Here is a 24,298-nt window from a genome sequence, read left to right on the forward strand (position 1 = left end):
GCAAACCCGGCTCACTCCTCGCGCTCACCTGGCACCTCCGGCGATGACCTCGATGGACGCGCGGCGCTCCGGCCGCAGGGTGGCGGCGGCGGCGCGGACCTGCTCCTCGGTGACCTCGCCGACCAGCCGGGGCAGCTCGTTGAGCAGGCCCGGCTCGCCGCGCTGCTGCTCCAGCACGGCCATCCGCAGCGCCCGGCCGAGCACCGCGTCGGTGTCCCGCAGCAGGTGGGTGGCCATGCGCGCCTGGGTCCGGGCCAGCTCGCCCTCGGTCAGCCCGTCGGTGGCCAGCCGGTCCAGCTCCTCGTCGATGGTGCGCAGCACCTTGTCCACGTCGCCGCCGGGCGGCAGGTGCGCCTGGAGCAGCAGGGCGTTGGGGTCGCGCACGTCGAACGGGTCGCCCATGAAGCCGAGGTACCCGCCGAGGCTGCTCACCGTCCGGTCCCGCTGGACCAGCCGCTCGACCAGCCGGGACGCGTCCCCGTCGGTGAGCACCTCGGCCAGCACCACGTACGGCAGGTAGCCGGCGAAGTCGATCACCGGGTCGGGCACCCGCCAGGCCCCGGCCACCGCCGGCAGCGGGGCCAGCTGGTCGGTGTACGACGCGCGCCGCTCGGCGGTCAGGTCGGGCTCGGTGAAGTCGGGGCGCTGCGGCGCTGGCCGGTCCGGCACGTCCCCGAAGTGCCGCTGGATCAGCTCGGTCGCCTCGGCCACGTCGACGTCCCCGCTGACCGCCAGCACCGCGTTACCGCTGGCGTAGTAGCGGCGGAAGAAGTCGGCCGCGTCGGCGACGGTGGCCGACTCCAGGTCGACGAAGGAGCCGTACCCGTCGTGCGCGTTGGGGAAGGTGTCGAACATGACCGGCGGGAGGGTCAGCCAGGGGAACCCGCCGTACGGCCGGTTGAGCACGTTGACCCGGATCTCCTCCTTGACCACGTCGACCTGGTTGCGCAGGTTCTCCTCGGTCAGCCGGGGGCCGCGCATCCGGTCGGCCTCTAGGAAGAGCGCACGCTCGAGCGCGTTGCTCGGCAGGGTCTCGAAGTAGTCGGTGTAGTCCAGGTGGGTGGAGCCGTTGAAGGTGCCCCCGGCGCCCTGCACGTGCCGGAAGTGGGCCAGCTTCTCCAGGTTCTCCGAGCCCTGGAACATCAGGTGCTCGAAGAGGTGGGCGAAGCCCGTGCGTCCCTCTGGTTCGGAGCGGATGCCGACGTCGTAGACCACCGCCACCCCGATCACCGGGGCGCTGCGGTCGGGGGTGAGCACCACCCGCAGGCCGTTGTCGAGGGTGAACCGCTCGACCGGGTACTTCGTCGCTGGAATCTTCGCTCTCCGCGTCGGCACGAGATCGACACTAGCGCGTCGGCACCCCGCGTACCCCGGCTCCTCCGGGCAGCGGTGGGCGGCGCGCCCGGCGGATTCCGGCGGCGGCCCGGACGGCGGTCCCGCCGGTGGCCCGACCGGCTCCGCGAAGTCCACCTAACGGGTGGGAATTGCCGAGAATGCTGGGACGGGGTGTCCCGGATCGTGGATGGGTCTTGACGCCGGCCACGGGCTGCCCCACTCTTCCTACCAACTAAGTAGGAATACTGCGGATTGGATAGACGATGAGACGGCTCCCCTTCCGTCGGCTGGTCTCCCTCGCCACGCTCGCCGTCGTCGGCGTGGCCACCCTGGGCACCACCGCCGCGTGCGGCGACGACACCGACGACGCCGCCGGCAAGTCCGGCCCGGTGACGCTGCGCCTCGGCTACTTCCCCAACATCACCCACGCCCCCGCCGTGGTCGGCGTGGAGAAGGGCATCTTCGCCGAGAAGCTCGGCAGCGGCGTCACGCTGGAGACGAAGACCTTCAACGCCGGCCCCGCCGCCATCGAAGCGATCTTCTCCGGCGCGCTCGACGCGACGTACATCGGTCCGAACCCGACCGTGAACGCCTTCTCCAAGTCCAAGGGCGAGGCGGTCCGGGTCGTCTCCGGCGCCGCCTCCGGCGGCGTGGCCCTGGTGGTCAAGCCGGAGATCACCACGGTCGAGCAGCTGCGCGGCAAGAAGATCGCCACCCCGCAGCTCGGCAACACCCAGGACGTGGCGCTGCGCTACTGGCTCAAGGAGAAGGGCCTCAAGACCACCAAGGAGGGCGGCGGCGACGTCAAGGTCGTCCCGCAGGAGAACGCGCAGACGGTGGACACCTTCGCCAGCGGCGCGATCGACGGCGCCTGGGTGCCGGAGCCGTACGTCTCCCGGCTGGTCAACGCCGGCGGCAAGGTCCTGGTCGACGAGCGCGACCTCTGGCCGGACAAGAAGTTCGTCATCACCAACCTGATCGTCAGCACCAAGTTCCTCAAGGCCCACCCCGACGTGGTGAAGAAGCTGGTCGAGGGGCAGGTCGCGGCGAACGAGTTCGTCAACAGCAAGCCGGACGAGGCGCAGCAGGCCGTCTCCGCCCACATCGGCAAGATCACCGGCAAGCCGCTGGACGTCAAGCTGATCAAGCAGGCGTGGCCGACCCTGGAGTTCACCAACGACCCGATCGCGTCGTCGCTGAAGACCGGCCTGGACCACGCGGTCGCCGTCGAGCTCACCCAGCCGGTGGACCTGAACGGCCTCTACGACCTGAAGTTCCTCAACGAGGTGCTCAAGGCGCAGGGCGAGCCCGAGGTCACCCAGCCGTGACGTCGACCACGACGCCCCGCAGCGCGACCGGCTCGGTCGCGCTGCGGGGCGTGACCAAGGTGTACGGCCAGGGCGAGAACGCCGTCCTGGCCCTGGACAGGGTGTCGCTGGACGTCGCCCCCGGCGAATTCGTCTGCCTGGTCGGCGCCTCCGGCTGCGGCAAGAGCACGCTGCTCAACCTGGTCGCCGGCCTGGACCGGACCAGCGGCGGGCGGATCGACCTCGGCGAAGGGGTCAACCCCGGCCTGATGTTCCAGGAGCCGGCCCTCTTCCCCTGGCTCACCGTCGAGGCCAACCTCGAGGTGCCGCTGAAGCTGCGCGGGCTGCCCCGGGCCGAACGCCGGGCGAAGGTCGCCGCGCTGCTGCGCACGGTCCACCTGGCCGACTTCGGCCGCAAGCGGCCGCACCAGCTCTCCGGCGGCATGCGGCAGCGGGTCGCGCTGGCCCGCACCCTCGCCCTGGACACCCCGGTGCTGCTGATGGACGAGCCGTTCGGCGCGCTCGACGCGATGACCCGGGACATCCTCCACGACGAGCTGGAGCGGATCTGGTCCGAGCGGAAGCTCACCGTGCTCTTCGTGACCCACAACGTCCGCGAGGCGGCCCGCCTCGCCGACCGGATCATCCTGCTCTCCAGCCGGCCCGGCCGGATCATCTACTCCACCCGGGTCGACGTGCCCCGGCCGCGGCGGATCGACTCCCCGGAGATCGCGTCCATCGCCGCCGAGGTCACCGACCGGCTGCGTACGGAGGTGGGCCGTCATGGCCAGTGACACGCTCGCCGGCACGCCGCGTACCGACGCGGAGATCTCCGGGCTGGACGCGCTGGAGATCGCCGGCCGGGAGAAGGGACCGTCCCGGCTGCGCCGGTTCTGGTCCGCGACCTGGCCCAAGCTCGCCGCCCTCGCACTGACCATCGGCCTCTGGCAGGCCGTGGTCTGGACCGGCTGGAAGGACCCGTGGGCGTTCCCCGGGCCGACCGTGGTCTTCGCGGACCTGGGCCACTACCTGGTCAGCGCCGCGCTCTGGGACGGCCTCGCCACCACCGCCCGGCGGGCCGCCGTCGGGTTCGCCGCCGCGGTCGCCGTCGGGCTGGTGCTCGGCCTGGGCGTGGCCCGGGTGAAGGTGCTCCGGGCCGCGCTCGGCTCGATGATCACCGCGCTGCAGACCATGCCGTCGATCGCCTGGTTCCCGCTGGCGATCCTGCTCTTCCAGCTCACCGAGCAGGCGATCTTCTTCGTGGTGGTGCTCGGCGCGGCCCCGTCGGTCGCCAACGGCGTCATCCACGGCGTCGACTACGTGCCGCCGCTGCTGATCCGGGCCGGCCGCAACATCGGCGCCCGGGGACTGAACCTCTACCGGTACGTCATCGCGCCCGCCGCGCTGCCGGCCATCGTGGCCGGGCTCAAGCAGGGCTGGGCGTTCGCCTGGCGCAGCCTGATGGCCGGCGAGCTGCTGGTGGTCATCGCCGAGAAGACCTCCATCGGCGCCCAGCTCACCTACGCCCGGGAGCTCAACGAGGCGCCCCGGCTGATGGCCATCATGATCGTCATCCTTGTGGTGGGCATCCTGGTGGACGCCGCGTTCGGCGCCGCCGACAAGGCGATCCGGCGCCGGTGGGGCGTGCTGGACCAGGCCGGTAACTGAGCCCGTGTACGTCTCCGCGAGAGCCGACTACGCGCTCCGGGCCATGCTCGCCGTCGCCGACACCGCCGGGTCCCCCAACGGCGAGGCCACCGGTGGCGGCGAGCTGGTCAAGGCGGCGAGCCTGGCCGAGAGCCAGGACATCCCGCTCAGCTTCCTCCAGGGCATCCTGCTCGACCTGCGGCGGGCCGGGCTGCTCCACAGCCACCGCGGCACCGAGGGCGGCTACGCCCTGACCCGCACCGCCGACCGGATCAGCGTGGGCGACGTGCTGCGCGCGGTCGGCGGCTCGCTGACCAGCGTGCGGGGCCTGCCGGCGGACCGCGCCGGCTACCACGGGGTGGCCACCGGGTTGCGGGAGGTCTGGCTCGCGGTGGACGGCGCGATCGCCCTGGTCGTCGACCGGACCACCCTGGCCGACCTGCTCACGGACCGCGCCCCGACCCGCTGACGCTGGGGGCGCCACAGGATCCGCTCAGCTCGCGGTCGGTCCGGTGGCCCGCCCGGTCGGGCTGTGCAACTCGACCAGCCCGGCCCGGGCGGTGCTGTCGGAGGTCGGATGCCAGGGGCCGAACGCCGCGACCACGGCGAGCAGCAACCCCGCCCCCGCGACCGCGGCGACCAGCAGCAGCTCGCGCAGTGCCCCCGAGCCGGTCTCGCGCGCCATGGTCCCCCCTCCACGCCCGGCCGCCCGGCCCGACCTCTTCCCCCCGGCTGCCAGCCTCGGCGAAGAGGGCGCCCACGACAGTCGCCCATCGGACGCAACCCCCGCTGATCCCCGACTCAAAGCGAAACGGCCCCCGAAGGGGCCGAATCACTTCAAGATCTGATCAACGCGGGAGCGGGACGAGCGTCAGGCCGTGCGGGGGCGACGGCGGCGACCGGAGGCGCGGTGCGCCGGCCGCGGGCCGGACGCCTCGCCGGAGGCGACCGAGCGACCGCCGTCGGCGGCACGACCGGTCTCGCCGGCGGTACGACCGCCGGTGCCGGCCGCGCGGAAACCGTCGCCGGCCCCGCGACGGCCCCGGGTCGACCCGCCCCGCGGGGCGGCCGCCGGCTGGGGCACGGTGATCGTCACCGGTACGCCGGAGGGCTCCCTGGCGCCGGTCACCCGGGCCAGCGCCTCGTCGCCGAGGCGGACCTGGGTCGACTGCGGCTTGATGCCGGCCACGCTCATCAGCCGGGTGACGTCCCGGCGCTGCTCGGGCAGGACCAGGGTGACCACGCTGCCGGACTCCCCCGCCCGGGCGGTACGCCCGCCCCGGTGCAGGTAGTCCTTCGCCTCGGTCGGCGGGTCCACGTTGACCACCATGTCCAGGCCGTCCACGTGGATGCCCCGGGCCGCCACGTCGGTGGCGACCAGGGCGGTCACCTGTCCGGTGCGGAACTGCTCCAGGATCCGGGTGCGCTGCGGCTGCGACTTGCCGCCGTGCAGCGCGGCCGCGCGTACCCCCTTGGAGAGCAGCTGACGGGCCAGCCGGTCGGCGCGGTGCTTGGTTCCCATGAACAGGATGGTGCGGCCCTCGCGGGCGGCGATCTGGGTGAGCGCGGCGGGCTTGTCGATCGCGTCGACGTGCAGCACGTGGTGGGTCATCGCGGTCACCGTGGCGGTGCCCGGGTCGACCGAGTGCGAGACCGGGTTGCTCAGGAAGCGGCGGACCAACCGGTCCACGCCGCCGTCCAGGGTGGCGGAGAAGAGCATCCGCTGGCCGTTCGGGGCGACCTGCTCCAGCAGCTTGGTGACCTGCGGCAGGAAGCCCATGTCGGCCATCTGGTCGGCCTCGTCGAGCACGGTGATGGCGACCTCGCCGAGGCGGGCGTCACCCCGGTTGATCAGGTCGTGCAGCCGACCGGGGGTGGCCACGACCACCTCGGCGCCGGCGCGCAGCGCGTCCGCCTGCCGCTGCAGCGACAGGCCGCCGACCACGGTGGCGCAGCGCAGCCCGAGGGCTCGTGCGTACGGGGCGAGCGCGGTGGTGACCTGCTGGGCCAGCTCCCGGGTCGGCACCAGCACCAGCGCGAGCGGGCGGCCGGGGCGGGCCCGGCGGCCGGCGGTGCGGTGCAGCAGGGGCAGCCCGAAGGCGAGCGTCTTGCCGGAGCCGGTACGACCCCGGCCCAGTACGTCCCGGCCGGCGAGCGAGTCCGGCAGGGTCGCCGACTGGATCGGGAACGGCTCGGTGATGCCCTGCGTCGCGAGCTCGGTGAGCAGCGCCGGGGCGAGCCCGGTCGCGGCGAAGGTGGGAATGGTCATGGTCATGCGGAATGCCTTCCTCGACGCGGCACGTGTCGAGGGAGGGCGCCGAAGCGCTGTCGTCGGCGGTGAAACCCGTCGCGACTCACAAGCACGAACCGAAGGGGGTACGGGCCGGTCCGCCGCAGCGCGCCGCGCCCCGCCGGAGCGGGTGGGCGGCGCGGCGGACCGGTCCCGTCACCGCGCCCTGAGGGCGCGGTGGATGGTGCTGGGTGATCCGAAGATCAGAGCGGGCGGATGTTCTCCGCCTGCGGGCCCTTCTGGCCCTGGGTCACCTCGAACTCGACCCGCTGGTTCTCGTCCAGGCTCCGGTAGCCGGAGGACTGGATCGCCGAGAAGTGGGCGAAGACGTCGGCGCCGCCGCCGTCCGGGGTGATGAAGCCGAAGCCCTTGTCAGCGTTGAACCACTTGACGGTGCCAATAGCCATTTGTTTCGTCTCCTTGACGGAACGTCGAACCCGCACCTGTTGCGGGCTCGAAGAGGAGCGCTCCGCGCGGAACTGCGCGAATCGCCTGTCGCTGCTGGTCGCCCCGCCCGGAGAACTCCGGACACAACAAAGAGCGCCTGGGGCCACAATCCGCCAGGCGCACACAGAGTCTCTGGAAACCAAAACTGCAACGCGCCTAACCTACCACGGATTACGTAACGCGGGGCCGTCCGGCGAAATTTCCGGTACGCCGGCGATCAGCACGGTCAACCCGTCGGCGTCGAGCAGGTCGGCCGGGCGGACGGTGACGCCGTCCCGCACGTAGTGGAACGCGGCGCCCACCCGCTCGACCGGCACCCCGGCCAGCTCGGCCCAGGCCAGCCGGTAGACGGCGAGCTGCACGGCCGCCACCTCGGCCTCCCGCCCGGCGGGCTGCCGGCCGGTCTTCCAGTCGACCACGTCGAACCGGCCGCCCGGCCGGGCGAAGACCGCGTCCATCCGCCCCCGCACCACCACACCGGCGATCACTGTGGCGAACGGCACCTCCACCTCCAGCGGCATCCGGTCGGCCCACTCGCTGGCCAGGAAGCGCTCCTGCAGTTCGGTGAGCGCCTCGTCGGGGGCCGCGTCGTCGTCCGCGGCGCCGGGCAGCTCGTCCACGTCCAGCAGCCGGTCGGCGCCGAAGCGCTGTTCCAGCCAGGTGTGGAAGGCGGTGCCCCGGCGGGCGTACGGGTTGGGTTGGGTGGGCAGCGGGCGGCGCAGGGCGCGCGCGAGGGCCCCCGGGTCGCGGCGCAGCGCCACCAGCTGGGTCACCGAGAGGTGCCCGGGCAGCTCCACCTCGACCGCGTCGGCCCGCCGCAGCAGCTCGGCCCGCTCGGCGAGGAGCAGGTCCGCCTCCCGCCGCCACCGCCCCACCTCCGGGTCGTCCGCGCCGTCGGCGGCCGGGACGTCGCCGCCCGGCGGTCCGGCGACGCCGTCCCGGGCCGCCCCGGCCGCCGCCGGGCCGCCGGGCTCACCGCGAGCCGCCTCCGGGTCGGCGGGCTCAGGGCGGGTCGCCACGGAGTCGTCGCGCTCGGGGCGGGCCGCCTCGGAGTGGGCGAGCTCACGGCGGGCCGCCTCGGGGTGAGCGAGCTCACGGCGGGCCGCCTCGGAGTGGGCGAGCTCACGGCGGGCCGCCTCGGGGTGAGCGAGCTCACGGCGGGCCGCCTCGGGGTGAGCGAGCTCACGGCGCGCCTCCTCGGGCTCGGCGCGCTCGGGGTGGGCCGCCTCGGGAGCGGCGGGTGCGCGGCGGGCCGCCTCCGGGTCGGCGAGGAAGCGGCGGACCAGGGCGGCGGCCTCGGCCAGCGCCGGCCGGCGGGCGCCCAGCGGGTCGGCGGGCCACTCGGCGCGGAGCACCACCTCGGTGGTCGGGTTGACCGCGTCGCCGGGCGGTTCCGGCGCCCACTCGTCGACCAGGTGCCCGGCCCCGCCGTCCAGGCAGGCGTCGTGCACCTCGCGGAGGAGGACCGAGGGCCCGCGGAACCGCTTCGTCCCCTCCCCCCACCAGTACCCGGAGCAGAGCAGCAGCCGCCGGGGCCGGGTCACCGCCACGTACGCCAGCCGGCGCTCCTCCCGCTCGTCGTGCGCCCGCCAGGCGTCGGTGAAGTCCTCCACCGCACGGGCCACCCCGCGCTGGTCCTCGGCGGCGGCCAGACCCAGCTCGGGCAGCCCGTCGGCGTCGCCCCGGAGCGGGAACGGCAGCACGCCCAGGCCGCCCAGCCAGTGGTCGGAGTTGCGGACCGGCCCCGGCCAGACGCCCCGGGTCAGCCCCGCCACCGCCACCACGTCCCACTCGAGGCCCTTGGCGGCGTGCGCGGTGAGGATCTGCACCGCGCCCTCCACCACCTCGACCTCGCCGGGGGCGAGCCCGCGCTCCTCGTCCTCGGCGGCGGCGAGGAAGGACAGGAAGCCGGCCAGGGTCGCGCCGGGGGTCTCGCCGCTGAACCGGGCGGCGACGTCACCGAGGGCGTCGAGGTGGCCGCGGGCCAGGCCGGCGTCGCCGGCGCCGTCCCGGCCGGCCCGGACCGCCACCTCCACGTCCAGGCCGATGGTCCGCTCGATGTCCGCGATCAGCTCCGGCAGCGTCTGGTCGAGCCGGTACCGCAGCAGGGCCAGTTCCATCCCGTACGCGCGCAGCCGCGCGTACCCCTCCGCCGAGTACGCCTGCGCGGGTCCCAGGTCGGCCAGGGCCTCGACCAGCGTGGCCTCGTCCAGCACGTCCACGGCGATCTCCGGCCCGTCGTCGCCGGTCAGCTCCCGGCGGGACCGGGCGATCGACCGGGCCCGCCGGTGCAGGGCCACCAGGTCACGCGGCCCGATCCGCCAGCGCGCCCCGGTGAGCAGCCGCAGCAGCGCCGCCCCGTCGGTCGGGTCGGCGAGCACCCGCAGCGTGCAGACCACGTCCCGGACCTCGGGGGTGTCCAGCAACCCGCCCAGGCCGACCACCTCGACCGGCAGCCCGCGGGCACGCAGCGCGGACTCGATGGCCGGGATCTGGCTGCGCAGCCGGACCAGCACGGCGGTGGTGGGGCGCTGCGGCACCGGAATGTGCTCGGGCAGCGCCCCGGGCATCCGGGCCGCCCCGCGCCAGGCGCCGAGGACGCTGTCGGCGATCCACTCGGCCTCGTCGGCGTACGTGTGGAGCAGCGCGCAGTGCACGGTCCCGGCGGCCCGGCCGCGCGGGCTGCGGTGCGGGATCGGCTCCCTGACGCTGAGCGCGGCGCGCAGCTCCGGCACCTGCGCGCCGGCGGCCCGCAGCGGCGTGGCCAGCGCGTTCGCCACCCCGAGGATCTCCGGGCGGTTGCGCCAGCTGGTGGTCAGGCTCAGCACGTCCGCCGGGGCGCCGTCGGCGCGGGCGAAGTCGCCCGGGAAGCGGTCGAGGGTGCCGGCACTCGCGCCCCGCCAGCCGTAGATGGACTGGCAGGGGTCGCCGACGGCGGTGACCGGGTGGCCGCCGCCGAAGAGCGCGTTGAGCAGCACCACCTGGGCGTGGCTGGTGTCCTGGTACTCGTCGAGCAGCACCACCCGGAAGCGGTCCCGCTCGATCACCCCGACACCGGGGTGGTCCCGGGCCACCCGGGCGGCCCGGGCCAGCTGGTCGGCGAAGTCCATCGCCTCGAAGTCGTCCTTGCGCCGGGCGTACGCCCGGACCAGTGGGAGCAGCCGCAGCCGGGTCTGCTGGACGGCGAGGGCCTTCCGCACGTCGGCGTAGACCCGGCCGGGGCGGGACTGCACGTCGGCGAAGAACCGGCCGGTCCAGGCGGCCAGCTCGTCCGGGTCGACCAGGTGCTCGTCCAGCTCCCCGGCGAGGGCCAGCACCGCGTCGGTGATGGTGCTGGGCATCCGGTCCACGTCGGACATGTCGCCGTCGTAGTTGCGCACCAGCAGATCCACGAGCTGCCAGCGGGACGCCTCGGTGAGCAGCCGGGTGGTGGGCTCGTAGCCGGCGCGCAGCCCGTGCTCGGTGACGATCCGGCCGGCGTACGAGTGGTAGGTGGAGACGGTCGGCTCGCCGGCGAGGGGGTCGTCGTGCGCGTCGCGCCCCTGCCGGCCCAGCCGGCGGATGAGCTGGTCGAGCCGGGTACGCACCCGGTGCGCCAGCTCGCCGGCCGCCTTGCGGGTGAAGGTGAGGCCGAGGATCTGCTCGGGTCGGACGTACGAGTTGGCGACCAGCCAGACCACCCGGGCGGCCATCGTCTCGGTCTTGCCGGAGCCGGCGCCCGCGACCACCAGCAGCGGCTCCACCGGCGCGGCGATGATCGCCGCCTGCTCCCGGGTGGGCGCCGGCAACCGGAGCAGCTTGGCCAGCTCGACCGGGGTGTAGCGGGGCCCGGAGTCGGCGGTCCGGGGCGCCGGGGTCGCGGTGCTGAACAGGGTCGGCTGGGTCACGGGCTCTCCGGGCGGCGGGTGGTCGGCGGTTCGACGACCTGGCGGCCCTGCCCGGACACCGGGCAGCTCGTGCGGACCGGGCAGACCCGGCACTTCGAGTTGGCGACCGCGGCGAAGGTGGCGGCGGCCATCGTATCGGCGGTGCGCCGGACCAGCGCGGTCGCCCAGCCGGCCTCCGGGCCCTCCCCGGCCGCGGCCTGGGTCTGCTCCTTGGCGTCCTTCGCACCGGTGCCGAGCTGCACCAGCGCGGCGCCGCCGGGCTCGTCGCCGAACTCGGCGAACGCCCCCGCCTCCACCGCCGCCTGGTACGCCCCGAGCTGCGGGTGCTCGGCGACCTCCCGCTCGGTGACCGCGGTGGACTTGCCGGTCTTGAGGTCGATCACCACGAGCCGGCCGTCGGCGTCGATTTCCAGCCGGTCCACCCGGCCGGTCAGCTCGACGGGCCGCTGCGGGTCGTCGAGGCGGACCGCGAACTCGTGCTCGATGGCGAGCAGCCGGCGCGGGTTGCCGGCGAGCCAGCGGAGCAGCTTGTCCACCATCGCCTCGGCGCGGGCCCGTTCCGGGCCGACCATCCAGCGGGCGGCCAGCTCGATCGCGTCGAAGCGGGCGGCCACGTACTCCAGCAGGGCGGTCCGGTCGACGCTGGCGTCCTCGGCGAGCATCGCGGCGGCGTGCACCAGGTTGCCCACCCCCTGCGCGGCGCTGGCCGGGCCGCTGCCGCCGTGCCGCTCCAGCAGCCAGCGCAGGCTGCACCGCAGCGCGCTCTCCATCGCGGACGGGGTGACCCGGACCGGCTCGCCCTCGTCCACCAGCGGCCGGTCGTCGGAGAGGCCGCGCAGCCCCCACCAGTCGTCGGGGTGCGCGCCGGGGACCCCGGCGGCGGCCAGCCGGGCCAGCTCGGCCGCCGCCACGCGCCGCCGGGCCGGCGGCGCCGCCGGGTCGGTGACCGCGGTACGCAGCTCCGCCACCAGCGCCGACAGGGTGAGCCCGCGCGGCGGGAGGGTGACCGGCAGCGCGCCGGGCCGGTCGGCTTCGCCGTCGTCGCGCGGCTCGCCCTCGACGGCCAGCGCCGCGTCGTCACCCGGGTGGCCGCCGTCGGCCCCGGGCACGGTCAAGGCGGCGCCGTCGCCCGGCCGGTCCGGCCCGGCCCGCCGCTCGACGGCCCGGCCCGCCGGGCCGACTTCGGTGGCCAGGACGGCGCCGTCGCCGGGAGGCCCGGCAGGCCGACCCGGAGCCGGTTCGGCGCCGTCACGCGCAGCGGGGTCGGCATCGGGCCGGGCGCCCCCGGGTCCGGCAGGGGTCGGGTCGGCAGGCTTCGGGTCGGGCGACGTCGGGCCGGCGCCGGTCGCGGGTGGCTCGGTGGCGCCCAGCTCGTGCAGGAAGCGGCTCGGCTGCTCCTCGTGGTCGTCGCCGCCGACGGCGGCCGAGGCGACCGCGGTGACCAGCAGCCGGTGCCGGGCCCGGCTGACCGCGACGTGGAAGAGCCGGCGCTCCTCGTCCAGCAGCGCCGAGGTCTGCCCCACCATGCTGACCCGGGTGCCGGCGCCGTCCGCCCGGCCGGTGAGCACGTCGACCAGCCGCTCGGAGCCGAGCAGGCTGCCGCGCAGCCGCAGATCCGGCCAGACGCCCTCCTGCACTCCGGCGACCGCGACCAGATCCCATTCCAGGCCCTTGGCGGCGTGCGCGGTGAGCAGCCGGACCGCGTCGCCCCGGTCGGCGCTGGCGGCCAGGGTGTCGGCCGGCAGGTCCTGTCCGAGCACGTGGTCGAGGAAGACCTCGGTGCGCGCGCCGGGCAGCCGGTCGGTGAACCGGGCCGCCGCGTCGAAGAGCACCAGCACCGCGTCGAGGTCCCGGTCGGCCGCCTCGGCCCGCCAGCGCTGGGCGGTCTCGTGCTCCCCGGTGGCCGCCCGTCCCCGGGTGATCGCCCCGGCCCAGCGTTCGGCCAGGCCGCTCTCCCGCCAGGCCGCCCAGAGCACGTCCTCGGCGGTGGCGCCGGGGGCGGCCGCGGCCTGCCGGGCGGTCTCCAACAGGGCCGCCACCGCCTGTGCGGGCGCCGCCCAGCGCCGGTCGATCGCGGCCAGCTCGGCCGGGTCGCGCAGCGCCTCCACGATCAGCTCGCCGGAGGGCCGCCGGTCGCCGCCGGCCAGCGCGAGCGCGCGCAGCCCCTGGCGGAGCCGCCGCTCGGCGAGCGGGTCGGCGCCGCCGAGCGGCGAGTGCAGCAGGGCGACCGCGGACTCCTCGTCCAGCCGCGCCGGCTCCAGCGCGCAGCGGAGCAGGAGCAGCAGCGGCGCCACCCCGGGTTGCAGGTGCAGCGGCAGGTCCTCGCCGTGCACGACGGTCGGCACGCCGGCGGTGTGCAGGGCACGGCGCAGTGACGGCAGCTGCCGGCCGGTCGAGCGGACCAGCACCGCCATCCGGGACCAGGGCACCCCGTCGAGCAGGTGGGCCTCGCGCAGCGCGTGGGCCAGCCAGGCCGACTCGCTGGTGGCCGAGCGGAACGTGCGGACCTCGACCGAGCCGGGCGCGGCGTCGGGCAGCGGGCGGAGCCTGCGGTGCGCCGCCGGGCCGCGCAGCCGGCGGCCCAGCCGCGCGGTGGCCGCCAGGAGCCCGGGGCCGGCCCGGTAGGAGGTGGTGAGCAGGACCTGGGCGGCCGGCGCGCCAGAGGCGGTGCGGAACCGGTGCGGGAAGGTGGTCACCCCGGCCGGGTCGGCGCCGCGGAAGGCGTACGTGGACGAATCCGGGTCGGCGAACGCGACCAGGGGCTTGCCGCCGCCGGCGATCACGGCGAGCAGGTCGAGCTGGGCGGGGTCGGTATCGGCCAGCTCGTCGACGTAGACGTGGGCGAGCCGGCGGCGCTCGGCGGCCAGCAGCTCCGGATCGTCGAGCAGCATCCCGGTGGCGGCCCGGACCAGCTCGGCCGGGTCGTACGCCACCGAGCCGCGGTTGCTCACGTCGCGCAGGGCGAGGACGGCGACGTACTCCCGGAGGAAGCGCGCGGCGGCCGGCCAGTCGGCGCGGCCCAGTTTCTCCCCCAGCCGGGCCAGCTCGACCGGGCCGACGCCGCGCTCCGCGGCGCGCATCAGCAGGTCGCGGAGCTGGGCGGCGAACGCCCGGGTGCGCAGCGCGGGGCGCAGGTCCTCCGGCCAGCCGACCGGGTCGTCCTCCGGCTCCTCGCCGACCACGTCGAGCAGCTCGCGAATGATCAGATCCTGCTCGGGGCCGGTGAGCAGCCGGGGCGACGGCTCGCCCCGCTCGGCGGCGGCCCGCCGGAGCAGGCCGAAGGCGTACGCCGGGAAGGTCCGCACCAGCGGCTCGCGGACCACCCGGTGCCCGTCCCCGGCGATCCGCGCCTCGATCCGGTGGCGCAGGTCGGTGGCGCCCCGCCGGCCGAAGGTGAGCACCAGGATGCGCTCCGGGTCGACGCCCTCGGCGACCCGGGCGGCGACCGCCTCGATCAGGGTGCTGGTCTTGCCGGTGCCGGGACCGCCGACGACGAGCATCGGCCCGTCGGTGTGCGCCACCACCTCGGCCTGCACCGGGTCAACCTGCCGCGCCGCGGGGTGCGCGGCATCGCCCGCCGACCCCTCGGGCCGGCGTTCCGCCGCGGTCGTCCCTCCGGACCGACCGTCCCCCCGCGCCACCCCGCCGGACCGCCCGTCCCCCGGGGCCGCCTCGGCGGGCCGACGCACCAGCCGGTACGCCTGCATCAGCTCATCCCACCACGCCCGTACGACAGCTCCCCCACCCCCACCTCACCCTCCCGCCCCAGCTCACGTTGATCATGGAGTTGTCGCCACGACACGCCGGCATCGATGACGACAACTTCATGATCAACGGGGACGGCGGGGCGTCAGACGAGGCGGGATTCGAGGATGTCGAGGGCTTCGGGGACGGACTTGGCCACCGTGAGGAGGTTGAGGCCGGCGGGTTTGAGGAAGTGCCGGTCGGCCAGGGTGTGCAGCCAGTCGAGCAGGGGGCGGTAGAAGCCGTCGGCGTCCACCAGCACCATCGGCTTGGCGTGCATGGCAAGCGTGGCGGTGGTCCACACCTCGAACAGCTCGTCGAGGGTGCCGAGACCACCCGGCAGGGTGATGAAGGCGTCCGACTTGTCGATCATCAGCGTCTTGCGGCTGGCCATGCCGTCGGTGACCAGCAGCTCGTCGGAGGCCAGGTCGGCGACTTCCAGGTCGACCAGGGCCTGCGGGATGACGCCGAGGGTCGGCCCGCCGGCGGCCCGCGCCCCGTCCGCCAGCGCACCCATCATCCCGACGCAGCCACCCCCGCTGACCACGGTGTGCCCGCGCCGGGCGACCTCCGCGCCGGTCTCGGCCGCCAGGTCCAGCCAGCGCCGGTCGAGGGTGCGGGAGGACGCGCAGAACACGCAGATCGCGGCCACCCGGTCAGCCCTTCCCGCCCTCGTCGGCGGCGGCCCGCTGGTCGGCCTCTTTGCGCGCGACCGCCTCCTCGCGGACCGCCTCCTGCTCGGCGGAGAGCACCGCCTCGGCCTCCACGATGTGCCGGACCGCCGCGTTGACGTCGTCGGTGAGGCAGATCAGCTCCAGGTCGGACGGGCCGATCTTGCCCTCGGCGGTCATGCTGTCGCGCAGCCAGTCGAGCAGCCCGCGCCAGTAGTCCACGCCCATCAGCACCACCGGGAAGCGGGTGACCTTGCCGGTCTGCACCAGCGTGAGCGCCTCGAACAGCTCGTCCATGGTGCCGAAGCCCCCGGGCAGCACGACGAACGCCTGCGCGTACTTGACGAACATGGTCTTGCGGGCGAAGAAGTAGCGGAAGTCGATGGCCAGATCGACCCAGTCGTTGAGCCCCTGCTCGAACGGGAGCTCGATGCCGAGCCCGACGGAGAGGCCGCCCGCCTCGCTGGCCCCCCGGTTGGCCGCCTCCATCACGCCGGGACCGCCGCCGGTGATCACGGCGTACCCGGCCCGGGCAAGGGCGCCGCCCAGCTCCTCGGCCATCCGGCACTCCGGGCTCTCCGGCATGCTGCGGGCCGAGCCGAAGACGCTGACCGCGGGCGGCAGGTCGGCGAGGGTGTCGAAGCCCTCGACGAACTCCGACAGGATGCGCAGCGCCCGCCAGGCGTCCTTGGTCTTCCAGTCGCCGCGCCCCCGGGAGTCGAGCAGCCGCTGGTCGGCGGTGCTGGTCGGGATGGCGCCGCGGCGCAGCGTGACGGCGCCCCGGTGCCGCTCCCGTCCCCGGTCCGGGCCGGGCTGCTGCCCCCCGTTGCTCTGGCTCATGGGAGCCACCGTAGTGGAGCCGGGGCGGCCGGGTGTGCGGGCCGGCGAGCCGGGGAAATAGTTCGCGATCTTGGGCAACTAATTCTGTCGCTCGTACGTCTTACTATTCACATACCGGGTATGCCCCGGCGCGCGCCTTCGGGGGAGGAGCAAGCGTGATCAGTAACAGCGAGATGATCCGGATCCGGCGACAGATGCAGCGGCGGATCCGGGACGTGGTGGCCGAGCGCCGCCGCGCCCGCCAGTTGGAGGCCCACGACCTCACCGGTGACCCGACCGAGCCCCGCCCCGCGGCGGACCAGTCCCTCACCCCGGCCGGCTGACCGGTCGACACACGTTGATCAAGAGGTTTGCGTCACCCGGACCGGGATCCGGTGACGCAAACCTCTTGATCGTTTTCGGCGACGGTCAGGCCGGGGCCAGCCAGCGGTGCAGGGTCGCGGCGCCGTCGCGGATCTTGGTGAGCTCGACGTGCTCATCCTTGTGGTGGGCCAGGTTCGGGTCGCCGGGGCCGAAGTTCAGCGCCGGGATCCCCATCGCCGCGAACCGGGCCACGTCCGTCCAGCCCAGCTTGCCGATCGGGGCCGCGCCCACCGCCGCCAGGAACTCCTGCGCCGGCGGCGCGTCCAGGCCGGGGGCCGCGCCCGCCGCCGCGTCCGTCACCTCGAGGTCGAAGCCGGCGAAGACCTCCCGCAGGTGCGCCTCGGCGGCCGCCGGGTCGCGGTCCGGGGCGAACCGGTAGTTGATCTCGATCTCGCACCGGTCCGGGATGACGTTGCCGGCCACCCCGCCGGTGATCCGGACCGCGTTCAGGCCCTCCCGGTAGTCGCAGCCGTCGATGGTGACCCGCCGCGCCTCGTACGACCGCAACCGGTTCAGCACCTCGCCCGCACCGTGGATGGCGTTCACTCCGTGCCAGGACCGCGCCGCGTGGGCCCGCTCGCCGTGCGTGGTGACGATCGCCCGCATGGTGCCCTGGCACCCGGCCTCGACGATCCCGTACGTCGGCTCCAGCAGCACCGCGAAGTCCGCCTCCAGCCACTCGGGGTGCGCCTCGGCGACCAGGGTGAGCCCGTTGTACTTCGACTCGATCTCCTCGGCCTCGTAGAAGAAGTACGTCACGTCGTAGCGCGGGTCCGGCAGGGTCACCGCGAGGTGCAGCGCGAACGCCACCCCGGACTTCATGTCGGAGGTGCCGCAGCCGTACATCAGGTCGCCGCGCATGGTGGACGGGAAGTTGTCGTTGAGCGGCACGGTGTCCAGGTGGCCGGCGAGCACCACCCGCTGCGCCCGGCCCAAGTCGGTACGCGCCATCACCGTATTGCCGTGCCGGAACGTGGTCAGGTGCGGCACCTCGCGCAGCACCTCCTCGACGCAGTCGGCGATGGCCTTCTCGTTGAGGGACACGGACTCTATGTCGACCAGGGCGCGGGTGAGCGCCACCGGATCAGCCAAGACCTCGGGGGTCAACGGGTTCTCCATGCTGGGCACGGTACCGTCAAAATCGTGACCAACGCACAGTCTGCCTGGGGCATCGGCCTCGCCACCGTGACCGCTGACCATCAGGTGCTCGACGCCTGGTACCCGACCGGCAAGCTGGGCCTCGGCGAGCTGCCGCTGGTCCCCGGGGAGGACCAGGCCGACGTACTGGACCTGCCGCCGGGCGCGGTCGGCGAGCGGGCGCTGCCCGGTCTGCGTACGGTCCAGGTGGTCACCGCGATCGGGTCGCTGGACGACCCGATCAAGGACGCCGCCGACGCGTACCTCCGGTTGCACCTGCTCTCCCACCGCCTGGCGCGGCCCAACGAGCTGAACCTCGACGGCATCTTCGGCAAGCTGGCCAACGTCGCCTGGACCTCGGCCGGGCCGTGCCCGCCGGAGCGCGTCGACGAGCTGCGCGTGATCGAACGGGGCGCCGGCCGCCACCTGGCCGTGTACGGGGTGGACAAGTTCCCGCGAATGACCGACTACGTGGTCCCCTCCGGCGTGCGGATCGCCGACGCGGACCGGGTCCGGCTCGGCGCGCACCTGGCCGCCGGCACCACCGTGATGCACGAGGGCTTCGTCAACTTCAACGCCGGCACGCTGGGCACCTCGATGGTGGAGGGGCGGATCGTGCAGGGCGTGGTGGTCGGCGACGGCTCGGACATCGGCGGCGGCGCCTCGATCATGGGCACCCTCTCCGGCGGCGGCACCGAGAAGGTGCGCATCGGCGAGCGGAGCCTGGTCGGCGCGAACGCCGGTGTCGGCATCTCGCTCGGCGACGACTGCGTGGTCGAGGCGGGCTGCTACATCACCGCCGCGTCGAAGATCACCCTGCCGGACGGCCGGGTGGTCAAGGCCCGCGAGCTCTCCGGCGTGGACGGGCTGCTCTTCTGGCGCAACTCGGTCACCGGCGCGCTGGAGGCGAAGCAGCGCAGCGGCCGGGGCATCGAGCTGAACGCCGCCCTGCACGCCAACGACTGAGCCGAGCCGGGGGCCGGGGCGACCACCCCGGCCCCGGTCACGGCCGCCGCCCGGGCCGTCCGCGTCGCCTACCGGGTAGGCGGAGTGACGCCACGAGGATGGCCGTCCGGGTACGAATTGGCGGGCGGCCCAGGCATGATCACCCGGTGAGCTCCATGAGGCAACGCATGCTCGCCGGCGAGGCGTACATCGCCGACGACCCCGAGATCATCGCCGACCTGGACCGGGCCGTCCGGCTGACCGAACGCTTCAACACCAGCCCGGCGGAGGACCCGGAGGGCCGGCTCGCGGCGCTGCGGGAACTGCTCGGCTCGCTCGGCGAGGAGGCCTGGGTCCGGCCACCCTTCCACTGCGACTACGGCTGGCAGACCCACATCGGCCCGCGGAGCTTCGTCAACTTCAACGCGGTCTTCCTCGACGTCGCCCGGATCACCATCGGCGCCGACGTCCAGATCGGACCGAACGTCCAACTCCTCACCGCCACCCACCCGGTCGAGGCGGAGCCGCGCCGGGCCAAGTGGGAGGCGGCCGAGCCGATCACCATCGGGGACAACGTCTGGCTCGGCGGCGGGGTCATCGTCCTCGCCGGGGTCACCATCGGCGAGAACACGGTGGTCGGCGCGGGAGCCGTCGTGACGAAGGACCTCCCGACCAACGTGGTCGCGCTCGGTAACCCCGCCCGGGTGGTACGCGAACTCGCCTGACCCCACCCCACCTGCGAAAACAGGCCGAACGGGGGTGGCTCGACGACACGGGAACTCCGCCGTGCGGGGCCGTCACCCCGGCGGGGGCTCGGCCAGCCGGACCACCAGGTCGGCGTGGCCGGCGGTGCCGGACACCACGGCCGCGTTGGCCTCGTCGCTGCCGAGCGCCCAGGCACGGGCCTGCTCCGGCGACTTCCCGTACGCCTCGTGCCGGGCGGTGAGCCGGCGCAGCCGCAGCTCGGCGTCGAGATCGAGGAACCAGATCTCGTGCAGCAGGGTGCGGACCTCCTCCCACGGCTCGTCCCGCAGCAGGAGGTAGTTCCCCTCGGTCACCACCAGCCGGACCTCGGGCGGCACCTCGATCGCCCCGGCGACCGGCTCCTCCAGATCCCGGCGGAACGCCGGCGCCCAGACCGAGGTCGGCTCCAGCCGGCGCAGGCGGCGCAGCACCGAGACGAAACCGTTGGCGTCGAAGGTGTCCGGTGCGCCCTTGCGCTCCTGCCGGCCGAGCCGGACCAGCTCGGACTGGGCGAGGTGGAAGCCGTCCATCGGCACCAGCCGGGCGGCCGGCCCGACCGCCGCGACGAGGCGCTCGGCCAGCGTGGACTTGCCCGCCCCGGGCGCGCCGGCGATGCCGAGCAGCTGCCGCGGACCGTCGTCGGCGAGGGCCCGCGCCCGGGCCGCCAGCTCGTCGAAGGACAGGACCTGCGCCGGAGGCATCAGCCGAGCACCGGCTCGCTGATGGTGAAGCGCGCCTCCACCGCGGCCTGCACCGTCTGCGCGCGCGGGTCGAGCTCCAGCTCCGGCGCGCCGCCGGCCGGCCCGCCGGCGCCCTTGCCGAACGCGGCGCGGGTCAGCATCGGCTGAGCCCCCGTACCGGTGTCGGCCAGCTCCAGCAGGGCGGTCACCCGGGCGCCGAGCGCCTCCGCGTACTCGCGGGCGCGGGCCAGGGCGTCCGCGATCGCGGCCCGCCGGGCCTCCCGGTACGCGGGGCTGTCCGGCCGCAGCGACCACCACGGGCCGGACACCTCGACCTGGTCCTGGTCGGCCAGCCGCAGCATCAGCTCGCCGAGCGCGGTGAAGTCGGTGACGGTGACGGTGGTGCCCACCGTGCCGTGGTACGCCACCACCCGCTCGCCCGAGCGCTTCGTCTCGGGCCAGACCCGCAGCTGACCGGTCTCCCGCCGCTCGATGGCCGGGCCGGCCGAGTCGAGCAGCACCCGGACCGCGGCGGCCCGCTCGGCCAGCCGGGTCAACGTGGTCTCCCGGTCCCGGTCCCGGGCGGTCGCGGTCACCGTGAACTCGGCCAGCTCGGGGGCGACCTCCCGGTACGCCTCGCCGCGTACCGCCACGACCGGTGCGTCCGCCATGCCCTCACCCTAGCCGCGCGTTAATCCGAGCGCGGCGGTGCGGGCCGCCGTTCAGCCGGGCGGCGCCGGCAGGTGGGCGGTGTAGACGACGCCCCCCGCCTCGACCCGGCACTCCGTCAGGTGGCCCCCGGCCGCGCCCAGCCCCCGCAGGTACGCCAGCTCCCCGGCGTGGTCGACCGCGGCCGGGAATTCCCGCCGGTGGGCGGTGAAGGCCCGCCCCCGCACCGCGGTGCGGGTGGTCCGGCCCTCGTCGAGCAGGGCGGTCAGGGTGGCCCGGTCACCGGCCCGCACCGCGTCGGCCAGCTCGTCGAGGACGGCGCGCACCGCATCCAGCCCGGTCAGCGCCGGTCCCCGGTTGGCGAGCAGCATGTTCGCGGTCCGGTCGGGCGGGCCGCCGGCCACCCGGGTTCCGTCGGCGAAGCTGCCCGCGGCGAGGGCGAGCACCGCCTCGCGCAGCGCGGACCGCTGCACCGCCCCGGCCAGCGCGCCGGCCAGCAGGTGCGGCACGTGCGAGGAGAGGGCCGCGACCACGTCGTGCTCCGCCGCGGACATGGGCACGACCCGGGCCCGGAAGACGTCGATGATCAGCGCGGCGAGCCGCCGGAACGCGGCCATCCCCGACCCGGTCGGGCAGAGCACCCAGGCCGCCCCGTCGAGCAGCGCCGGGGTGGCGGAGGCGAGACCGGCGCGGTCGGCGCCGGCCATCGGATGACCGGGGACGAACCGGTGCCCCAGCCCCTGCGCCATGGCGGCGACAGCCACCTCCGCCTTGGTGCTGCCCACGTCGGTGAGGACGCAGTGCTCGTCGGTGGCGGCGGCGACCCGGGACAGCGTCCCCGGCAGGCTGGGCAGCGGGCCGCAGAGGAACACCACGTCCCGGCCGGCGACCGCCTGCTCCAGGGTGTCCGGGCAGACCACGCCCTGCCCGTGGGCGTACCGGCGGGTGGCCGGGTCCGGGTCCCACCCGGCGACGTCGAGCCCGGCCGCGCGCAGCCGCAGCAGCACCGACCCGCCGATCAGTCCGGTGCCGACCACCGCGGCCGTACGCTCGCCGAGGACCGGACGCGGATCCGTCACCCCGTCAGTCATCGCGGCGGCAGTCCCGGGTCAGCCGCGCAACCGGCCGGCGACCGCCGCGATGTGCGCGTCGGACTCGGTCAGCGCCGCCCGGACGTGCCGGGAGCCGGCCGGGCCGTAGAAGACCCCGGCGGCGACCAGGATGCCCCGGCGGGCCAGCCAGTCGACGGTCTCCCAGCAGTCCTCGTCCCGGGTCATCCAGAGGTAGAGCCCGGCCTCGGAGTGCTCGACGGTGAAGCCGGCGTCGATGAACGCGGCGCGCAGCTGCTCGCGGCGGGCCCGGTAGCGCTCCCGCTGGGCGTCGGCGTGCGCCTGGTCGCCGAGCGCGGCCACCATCGCGGCCTGCACGGGGGCGGGCACGATCATGCCGGCGTGCTTACGGATCTTGAGCAGCTCGGCCACCAGCGCCGGGTCCCCGGCGACGAAGCCGGCCCGGTAGCCGGCGAGGTTGGAGCGCTTGGAGAGCGAGTGCACCGCCAGCACGCCGTCGTACGACCCGCCGCAGACATCGGGCGAGAGGATCGAGACGGGCTCGGCGTCCCAGCCCAGCGGCAGGTAGCACTCGTCGCTGGCGACCACGGCGCCGCGCTCGCGCGCCCAGTCCACCACCTTGCGCAGGTGGGCGGCGGGCAGCACCCGCCCGGTCGGGTTCCCGGGCGAGTTGACCCAGACCAGGCGTACCCGGGGGGTGGGACCGAGCGCGGTCAGCGAGTCGGTGCGGACGGTGGTGGCGCCGGCCAGCCGCGCCCCGTCCTCGTACGTCGGGTAGGCCACGGACGGCACCACGACCACGTCACCGGGGCCGACGCCGAGCAGCGTGGGCAGCCAGGCGACCAGCTCCTTGGAGCCGATCGTCGGCAGCACGCCGAGCCCGTCGACGCCGGCGCCGCAGGCCCGGGCGACCCAGGCCGCGATGGCGTCCCGCAGCGCGGGGGTGCCGGCGGTCAACGGGTAGCCCGGGGCGTCCGACGCGTCGGCGAGCGCCTGCCGGATCACCGTGGGCACCGGGTCGACCGGCGTGCCCATGGACAGGTTGATCAGACCGTCCGGGTGCGCCGCGGCCGTCGCGGCCGCGGCGTCCAGGGTGTCCCAGGTGAAGTCGGGCAGCCGCGACGAGACCGGCGCGGGCCGGTTCAGTGGCCCTCTCCGCGCGGCGGCTGGGCGGCGACGAACGTCGCGTCCTTCTCCACCTTGCCGATCTTGGAGGCGCCGCCGGGCGAGCCGAGGTCCTCGAAGAACTCGTAGTTCGCCCCGGTGTAGTCCTTCCACTGCTCCGGGACGTCGTCCTCGTAGAAGATCGCTTCGACCGGGCAGACCGGCTCACAGGCACCACAGTCGACGCACTCGTCGGGGTGGATGTAGAGCATCCGATTGCCCTCGTAGATGCAGTCGACCGGGCACTCCTCGATGCATGCCTTGTCGAGCACATCGACGCACGGCTCGGCGATGATGTAGGTCACCGGTCTTCTCCTCCGCAAGACTCGCCGCGATCACCCGCGACGGTAAGAGCCTAGTATCTCGCCGGGGAGGGGGTGCATCGTGCTCCGGCAGCAGGACGTGGGACACCGGATCGTGGTCCGCCGGATTGTGGGGATTCGCGAGGGCCGGCCGCTCTTCTCCGACGCCCTCGGGGAGCTGGTCGAGCTCAGCGAGACCCACATCACGCTGGCGACCACCCAGGGCCGGCTGCGGGTCCCGGTCGGCGAGGTGCACCGGGCCAAGCGGGTGCCGCCGGCCCGCCGGCCGACCGCCACCGCCGTGACGGGCCTGGAGCTGGCCGCCGACGAGGCGTGGCCCGCCCCGGTCCGCGGTCGGCTCGGCGACTGGCTGCTGCGCAGCGCCGCCGGCTGGACCGGCCGGGCGAACTCGGCGCTCCCGGTCGGCGACCCGGACCGCCCGCTCCCGGCCGCCCTGGACGCCGTGGAGCGCTGGTACGCCGACCACGGCCAGCTGGCCATGGTCAACACCCCGCTGCCGCTCGCCGCGCCGGTCGGCGCCGAGCTGGACAGGCGCGGCTGGGGCGCCCGACCGCCGGTGCTGGTGCAGACCGTCGCGCTCGCCGCGCTGCCGGCGACCGCGCCGGCCCGCGCCGGCCTGCCGCCGGTCGAGCTGGCGGCCGCGCCCTCGGACGACTGGCTGGCCGTCGCCGCCGGCCGCAAGGGCGGCCTGCCGGACGCCGCCCGGCACGTGCTCACCGCCGTGGACCGGGTCCGCTTCGCCCAGGTGCACGCCGACGGCCGGCTGGTCGCCGTCGGCCGGGGCACGGTCACCGGGCAGGGGCGCTGGCTCGGCCTGACCCTGATCGAGGTGCTGCCCGAGGCGCGGCGGCAGGGGCTGGCCGGCCGGGTGATCCGGTCCCTGGTCGAGTGGGGCACGGCGGAGGGGGCCAGCCACGCCTTCCTCCAGGTCGAGCAGCGCAACAGCCCGGCGGTGGCCCTCTACCGGGGGCTGGGCTTCACCACCCACCACACCTACCTGACCCGGGTCGCCCCGCACTGACCGGCGCCCCGGGC

General features: G+C 75.0%; 22 protein-coding genes. 8 read left to right on the forward strand and 14 right to left on the reverse strand.

The window, feature by feature from the left end; genetic code table 11:
• Positions 1-24: 24 nt before the first annotated feature.
• On the reverse strand, positions 25-1,335 hold the full coding sequence (locus tag ACTWO6_RS28355) for a M16 family metallopeptidase (protein WP_446216782.1): 1,311 nt from the start codon (positions 1,333-1,335) through the stop codon (positions 25-27).
• A gap of 263 nt (positions 1,336-1,598) precedes the next feature.
• On the opposite strand from ACTWO6_RS28355, the gene ACTWO6_RS28360 reads away from it, so the two are divergent.
• The 4 genes from ACTWO6_RS28360 to ACTWO6_RS28375 are packed head-to-tail and all read left to right on the forward strand — an operon-like array spanning position 1,599 to position 4,758.
• Complete coding sequence (locus tag ACTWO6_RS28360; RefSeq protein ID WP_446216783.1) at positions 1,599-2,663, forward strand: ABC transporter substrate-binding protein; 1,065 nt, start codon at positions 1,599-1,601, stop codon at positions 2,661-2,663.
• Positions 2,660-3,436 (forward strand): ABC transporter ATP-binding protein, encoded by a 777-nt coding sequence (locus ACTWO6_RS28365; protein WP_446216784.1) that lies wholly within the window; start codon positions 2,660-2,662, stop codon positions 3,434-3,436. The genes ACTWO6_RS28360 and ACTWO6_RS28365 overlap by 4 nt, the downstream gene beginning before the upstream one ends.
• Entirely contained in the window at positions 3,426-4,310 is an 885-nt protein-coding gene (locus ACTWO6_RS28370; RefSeq protein WP_446216785.1) for an ABC transporter permease, read from the forward strand. Before ACTWO6_RS28365 ends, ACTWO6_RS28370 begins: the two co-directional genes overlap by 11 nt.
• 4 nt (positions 4,311-4,314) lie before the next feature.
• Entirely contained in the window at positions 4,315-4,758 is a 444-nt protein-coding gene (locus ACTWO6_RS28375; protein ID WP_446216786.1) for an RrF2 family transcriptional regulator, read from the forward strand.
• 24 nt (positions 4,759-4,782) lie between these two features.
• Here the strand turns inward: ACTWO6_RS28375 and ACTWO6_RS28380 are convergent, their stop codons facing one another.
• The 7 genes from ACTWO6_RS28380 to ACTWO6_RS28410 all read right to left on the reverse strand — a co-directional run bounded on the left by ACTWO6_RS28380 (position 4,783) and on the right by ACTWO6_RS28410 (position 16,168).
• The gene (locus tag ACTWO6_RS28380) at positions 4,783-4,974 is read right to left on the reverse strand and encodes a hypothetical protein (protein ID WP_446216787.1); all 192 of its coding nucleotides are present in this window, start codon (positions 4,972-4,974) and stop codon (positions 4,783-4,785) included.
• Between the two features lie 186 nt (positions 4,975-5,160).
• A complete protein-coding gene (locus tag ACTWO6_RS28385; RefSeq protein ID WP_446216788.1) occupies positions 5,161-6,564 on the reverse strand; it encodes a DEAD/DEAH box helicase in 1,404 nt (467 codons plus the stop codon).
• A gap of 218 nt (positions 6,565-6,782) precedes the next feature.
• On the reverse strand, positions 6,783-6,986 hold the full coding sequence (cspE, locus tag ACTWO6_RS28390; RefSeq protein WP_007464836.1) for a transcription antiterminator/RNA stability regulator CspE: 204 nt from the start codon (positions 6,984-6,986) through the stop codon (positions 6,783-6,785).
• A gap of 201 nt (positions 6,987-7,187) precedes the next feature.
• Entirely contained in the window at positions 7,188-10,913 is a 3,726-nt protein-coding gene (locus ACTWO6_RS28395; RefSeq protein ID WP_446216789.1) for an ATP-dependent helicase, read from the reverse strand.
• Positions 10,910-14,620, reverse strand: coding sequence for an ATP-dependent helicase (locus ACTWO6_RS28400; RefSeq protein ID WP_446216790.1), 3,711 nt, complete (start codon positions 14,618-14,620; stop codon positions 10,910-10,912). The genes ACTWO6_RS28395 and ACTWO6_RS28400 overlap by 4 nt, the downstream gene beginning before the upstream one ends.
• 143 nt (positions 14,621-14,763) lie before the next feature.
• Positions 14,764-15,309: an LOG family protein gene (locus ACTWO6_RS28405; RefSeq protein ID WP_446216791.1), complete on the reverse strand. Its 546-nt coding sequence runs from the start codon at positions 15,307-15,309 to the stop codon at positions 14,764-14,766.
• A 4-nt stretch (positions 15,310-15,313) separates the two neighbouring features.
• Complete coding sequence (locus tag ACTWO6_RS28410; RefSeq protein WP_446216792.1) at positions 15,314-16,168, reverse strand: LOG family protein; 855 nt, start codon at positions 16,166-16,168, stop codon at positions 15,314-15,316.
• Positions 16,169-16,323: 155 nt separating this feature from the next.
• Between ACTWO6_RS28410 and ACTWO6_RS28415 the strand changes: the two genes are divergently transcribed.
• The gene (locus tag ACTWO6_RS28415; RefSeq protein WP_446216793.1) at positions 16,324-16,491 is read left to right on the forward strand and encodes a hypothetical protein; all 168 of its coding nucleotides are present in this window, start codon (positions 16,324-16,326) and stop codon (positions 16,489-16,491) included.
• Positions 16,492-16,576: 85 nt separating this feature from the next.
• On the opposite strand, the gene dapE is transcribed toward ACTWO6_RS28415, so the two are convergent.
• A complete protein-coding gene (dapE, locus tag ACTWO6_RS28420; RefSeq protein ID WP_446216794.1) occupies positions 16,577-17,650 on the reverse strand; it encodes a succinyl-diaminopimelate desuccinylase in 1,074 nt (357 codons plus the stop codon).
• Between the two features lie 24 nt (positions 17,651-17,674).
• On the opposite strand from dapE, the gene dapD reads away from it, so the two are divergent.
• Together dapD and ACTWO6_RS28430 are read left to right on the forward strand one after the other, a co-directional pair.
• Entirely contained in the window at positions 17,675-18,634 is a 960-nt protein-coding gene (gene dapD / locus ACTWO6_RS28425) for a 2,3,4,5-tetrahydropyridine-2,6-dicarboxylate N-succinyltransferase (protein ID WP_446216795.1), read from the forward strand.
• A 146-nt stretch (positions 18,635-18,780) separates the two neighbouring features.
• Positions 18,781-19,338, forward strand: coding sequence for a sugar O-acetyltransferase (locus tag ACTWO6_RS28430; RefSeq protein WP_446216796.1), 558 nt, complete (start codon positions 18,781-18,783; stop codon positions 19,336-19,338).
• Positions 19,339-19,410: 72 nt separating this feature from the next.
• Here ACTWO6_RS28430 and ACTWO6_RS28435 read toward each other — a convergent pair whose 3' ends face one another.
• From ACTWO6_RS28435 to fdxA, 5 genes are read right to left on the reverse strand one after another with little or no spacing between them, the layout of a single operon-like run.
• Entirely contained in the window at positions 19,411-20,058 is a 648-nt protein-coding gene (locus ACTWO6_RS28435) for a nucleoside/nucleotide kinase family protein (RefSeq protein ID WP_446216797.1), read from the reverse strand.
• On the reverse strand, positions 20,058-20,708 hold the full coding sequence (locus ACTWO6_RS28440; RefSeq protein WP_446216798.1) for an SIMPL domain-containing protein: 651 nt from the start codon (positions 20,706-20,708) through the stop codon (positions 20,058-20,060). The genes ACTWO6_RS28435 and ACTWO6_RS28440 overlap by 1 nt, the downstream gene beginning before the upstream one ends.
• 51 nt (positions 20,709-20,759) lie before the next feature.
• Positions 20,760-21,797 (reverse strand): prephenate dehydrogenase, encoded by a 1,038-nt coding sequence (locus ACTWO6_RS28445; protein ID WP_446216799.1) that lies wholly within the window; start codon positions 21,795-21,797, stop codon positions 20,760-20,762.
• Positions 21,798-21,815: 18 nt separating this feature from the next.
• Positions 21,816-22,922, reverse strand: a complete 1,107-nt coding sequence (gene dapC, locus ACTWO6_RS28450; RefSeq protein WP_446220803.1) for a succinyldiaminopimelate transaminase — start codon at positions 22,920-22,922, stop codon at positions 21,816-21,818.
• Positions 22,919-23,245: a ferredoxin gene (gene fdxA, locus ACTWO6_RS28455; RefSeq protein ID WP_007464872.1), complete on the reverse strand. Its 327-nt coding sequence runs from the start codon at positions 23,243-23,245 to the stop codon at positions 22,919-22,921. Before fdxA ends, dapC begins: the two co-directional genes overlap by 4 nt.
• Before the next feature lie 79 nt (positions 23,246-23,324).
• Here fdxA and ACTWO6_RS28460 point away from each other — a divergent pair, with 79 nt between their 5' ends.
• Entirely contained in the window at positions 23,325-24,284 is a 960-nt protein-coding gene (locus ACTWO6_RS28460) for a GNAT family N-acetyltransferase (protein WP_446216800.1), read from the forward strand.
• Positions 24,285-24,298: the final 14 nt, after the last annotated feature.

The organism is Micromonospora sp. IBHARD004, from assembly GCF_052814115.1.

What these genes read in the sequence shown, in the direction of transcription:
- ACTWO6_RS28380 (WP_446216787.1), bottom strand. Translation starts at nt 4,974, where the DNA reads ATGGCGCGCGAGACCGGCTCGGGGGCACTGCGCGAGCTGCTGCTGGTC.
- ACTWO6_RS28440 (WP_446216798.1), bottom strand. Translation starts at nt 20,708, where the DNA reads ATGGCGGACGCACCGGTCGTGGCGGTACGCGGCGAGGCGTACCGGGAG.
- cspE (WP_007464836.1), bottom strand. Translation starts at nt 6,986, where the DNA reads ATGGCTATTGGCACCGTCAAGTGGTTCAACGCTGACAAGGGCTTCGGC.
- ACTWO6_RS28400 (WP_446216790.1), bottom strand. Translation starts at nt 14,620, where the DNA reads ATGCAGGCGTACCGGCTGGTGCGTCGGCCCGCCGAGGCGGCCCCGGGG.
- ACTWO6_RS28435 (WP_446216797.1), bottom strand. Translation starts at nt 20,058, where the DNA reads ATGCCTCCGGCGCAGGTCCTGTCCTTCGACGAGCTGGCGGCCCGGGCG.
- ACTWO6_RS28410 (WP_446216792.1), bottom strand. Translation starts at nt 16,168, where the DNA reads ATGAGCCAGAGCAACGGGGGGCAGCAGCCCGGCCCGGACCGGGGACGG.
- dapE (WP_446216794.1), bottom strand. Translation starts at nt 17,650, where the DNA reads ATGGAGAACCCGTTGACCCCCGAGGTCTTGGCTGATCCGGTGGCGCTC.
- ACTWO6_RS28385 (WP_446216788.1), bottom strand. Translation starts at nt 6,564, where the DNA reads ATGACCATGACCATTCCCACCTTCGCCGCGACCGGGCTCGCCCCGGCG.
- ACTWO6_RS28370 (WP_446216785.1), top strand. Translation starts at nt 3,426, where the DNA reads ATGGCCAGTGACACGCTCGCCGGCACGCCGCGTACCGACGCGGAGATC.
- ACTWO6_RS28360 (WP_446216783.1), top strand. Translation starts at nt 1,599, where the DNA reads ATGAGACGGCTCCCCTTCCGTCGGCTGGTCTCCCTCGCCACGCTCGCC.
- ACTWO6_RS28445 (WP_446216799.1), bottom strand. Translation starts at nt 21,797, where the DNA reads ATGACTGACGGGGTGACGGATCCGCGTCCGGTCCTCGGCGAGCGTACG.